Source organism: Nocardioides sp. (assembly GCF_041600255.1).
Taxonomy (GTDB): Bacteria; Actinomycetota; Actinomycetes; order Propionibacteriales; family Nocardioidaceae; genus Nocardioides.
Genome location: NZ_JBFIKK010000232.1, coordinates 1 through 2,445 on the forward strand (window position 1 = coordinate 1; position 2,445 = coordinate 2,445).

At 70.8% G+C, this 2,445-nt stretch carries 3 protein-coding genes and 1 pseudogene; 1 reads left to right on the forward strand and 3 read right to left on the reverse strand.

Features of this window, described 5'->3' with window-relative positions; all coding sequences use genetic code 11:
• Both ABZE72_RS16640 and ABZE72_RS16645 read right to left on the reverse strand, forming a co-directional pair.
• A pseudogene (locus tag ABZE72_RS16640) lies at positions 1–282 on the reverse strand (rhomboid family intramembrane serine protease); the annotation flags it as partial.
• Between the two features lie 107 nt (positions 283–389).
• Positions 390–902: a peptidylprolyl isomerase gene (locus ABZE72_RS16645; RefSeq protein WP_372730152.1), complete on the reverse strand. Its 513-nt coding sequence runs from the start codon at positions 900–902 to the stop codon at positions 390–392.
• A gap of 153 nt (positions 903–1,055) precedes the next feature.
• Here ABZE72_RS16645 and ABZE72_RS16650 point away from each other — a divergent pair, with 153 nt between their 5' ends.
• A complete protein-coding gene (locus ABZE72_RS16650; protein ID WP_372730153.1) occupies positions 1,056–1,961 on the forward strand; it encodes a hypothetical protein in 906 nt (301 codons plus the stop codon).
• Positions 1,962–2,066: 105 nt separating this feature from the next.
• On the opposite strand, the gene ABZE72_RS16655 is transcribed toward ABZE72_RS16650, so the two are convergent.
• On the reverse strand, positions 2,067–2,445 hold a 379-nt coding region (locus ABZE72_RS16655), incomplete at its 5' end, for a DUF3817 domain-containing protein (protein WP_372730154.1).

Sequence of the window (2,445 nt, forward strand, 5' to 3'; positions counted from 1 at the left end):
CTGGCTCGACTCACAGAGCTGCTGGCTGATGTCGAAGCCCTGGCCGTTGGCCAGGCAGAGCCCGTTCGGACGCAGCACCAGCAGGTCGACCAGTCGACTGGACGCCCCACCGGTGGCCATGATCGCCAGCCAGACCGCGGCATTGACGACGATCAGCACCATCGAGGTCAGGGCCGGGTTGCCCGACCGGACCCCGCCGTACGCCGTCCGGCCGCTGCGAGTGGTCTTCGCGCCCTCGGCGACGCAGTTCGGGCACTGGAAGCCGACGGAGGCGTCCCGCATGCAGTCGGGGCAGATCGACCGATCGCACCGCTGGCAGCGGATGTACGACTCGCGGCCGGGGTGCCGATAACAGGTCGGCACCCCGGCTGCGGGAGTGGAGTCGGCGTTCAGGAGCCGACGATCTCGACGGACTCGATGACGGCCGGGGTCTTCGGCTTGTCGCCGGGCCCGGTCGGCAGCGCGCCGAGCTTGTCGACGACGTCGCGCGAGGCCTGGTCGGCCACCTCGCCGAAGATCGTGTGCTTGAAGTTCAGCCACGTGGTCGGCGCGAGGGTGATGAAGAACTGCGAGCCGTTGGTGCCCGGGCCGGCGTTGGCCATCGCGAGCAGGTAGGGCTTGTCGAAGACGAGCTCGGGGTGCGGCTCGTCCTTGAACGTGTAGCCCGGGCCGCCGGTGCCGGTGCCGAGCGGGCAGCCGCCCTGGATCATGAAGCCGGAGATGATCCGGTGGAAGCCGAGACCGTCGTAGAACGGGCCGGTCTTGCCGTTGCCGGCGTCGTAGGACTTCGAGCCGTCCGCGAGCCCGGTGAAGTTCTCGACCGTGGCCGGGGCGTGGTTCGGGAAGAGATTGATGGTGATGTCACCGTGGTTGGTCTTCAAGATGGCCTGCTGGTCAGCCATGACTGCCTCTCGCCGGAAGTGGGTACGTCTGGGGCACGTCGAACATGAACGTGCGGACCGATCTTCCCACGCGCCCCCCAGAGGCCGCGGTGGCCGGGTCGCCGCGTTCGTGGTCGAATGGAAGTCACACGACGAGAAGGAAGTGTCACGCCCATGGGCCTGCGCAAGAAGAAGTCGCTCCTCGACCACGCCTCCGACTACGCCGAGACCGTCCGTCCCCAGGTCGAGTCGGCCGTCGAGACGGCACGCCACTCGGCCAAGGAGGCCCGCGAGTGGGCCCTCCCCAAGCTCCACGAGGCCCACGAGAAGGCGGGCCCGCTGCTCAACGACGCCCGGGCCAAGGCCACGCCGTACCTGAACGACGCACGGGACAAGGCGGCCCCGGTGCTGGCCGACGTACGCGACAAGGCAACGCCGTACCTCAACGACGCCCGCGCCAAGGCCGCCCCGATCATCGCGGAGGCGCGTGAGAAGGCCGCTCCGGTCCTGCACGACGCCCGGGAGAAGGCCGGCCCCGCGCTCGCCGAGGCCCGCGCCAAGGCAGCGCCGATCCTCGCCAGTGGCGCGGCGTACGCCGCCGACCACGCCTCGCACGCCGCGGCGTACGCCTCGGAGAAGGCCGCCGAGGGCCGCGACCTGGCCTCGGCCAAGCTCGCGGAGCTCAACGAGGCCGCCCAGCCGCAGAAGAAGAAGAAGGGCGGCAAGCTCAAGAAGGTCGTGCTGCTCTCCGGGCTCGCCGCCGGTCTCGGCTTCGCGGCCAAGAAGCTGCAGGGCAACAAGACCTCGGACAACTGGCAGTCGTCGTACGTGCCGACCCCGCCGCCCACCGCGAACACGGGCGCCCCGGCCACGCCGGCCGCCACGCCCGCCACGCCCGCGACGCCGCCGACCCCGGCTGCGCCGATGTCGGGCACGGACGCGGCCGACGACACCGCCGGGTCCTCACCGGACGAGGCGCTCGCCGACCAGGCCGAGGCGCCGCACCAGGTGACCACGCCGGACGACCCGGCCGAGGTCGTCCAGATCGACGAGGCCAAGGGTCAGCACAAGAAGGCCTGACGGCACGCAGCACCCCAGCACGACACCGAACCGGCCGGAGGGACACCCTCCGGCCGGTTCGTCGTCTGTCAGGGGATCTGCCAGGGGGCCGTCAGGGGCGAGGGGTCAGCGGGTCTCGGGGAACTCCGCGCGGACCCGCGCGGTCGCCCGGTGCTCGGCCCAGAAGCTGAGGACCGGCACGGTGCCGCAGACCAGGACCACGAGCGTGAACGGCAGGTCCCAGCGGGCCCGGCGGCTCAGGAAGAACGCGGTGATCAGGAAGATCATGTAGAGCCAGCCGTGGGCGACGCCGAGGTAGGTGGTGATCGCCTCGCCCACGTCGTGGGCGGTGGAGCCGACCGGGAACAGCTCCGGGGTGCTGGGGAAGATGCCCCACATGCCGGTGCCGTCGAAGTTGGCGAGCGGCACCCCGATCAGGATGAGGACGACGAGCAGCACACCGACGATGGTGGCCATCACGCGGTAACGGGTCAGCGCAGACTTC

Coding starts and splice junctions, on each gene's coding strand:
- ABZE72_RS16645 (WP_372730152.1), bottom strand. CDS start 902: ATGGCTGACCAGCAGGCCATCTTGAAGACCAACCACGGTGACATCACC.
- ABZE72_RS16650 (WP_372730153.1), top strand. CDS start 1,056: ATGGGCCTGCGCAAGAAGAAGTCGCTCCTCGACCACGCCTCCGACTAC.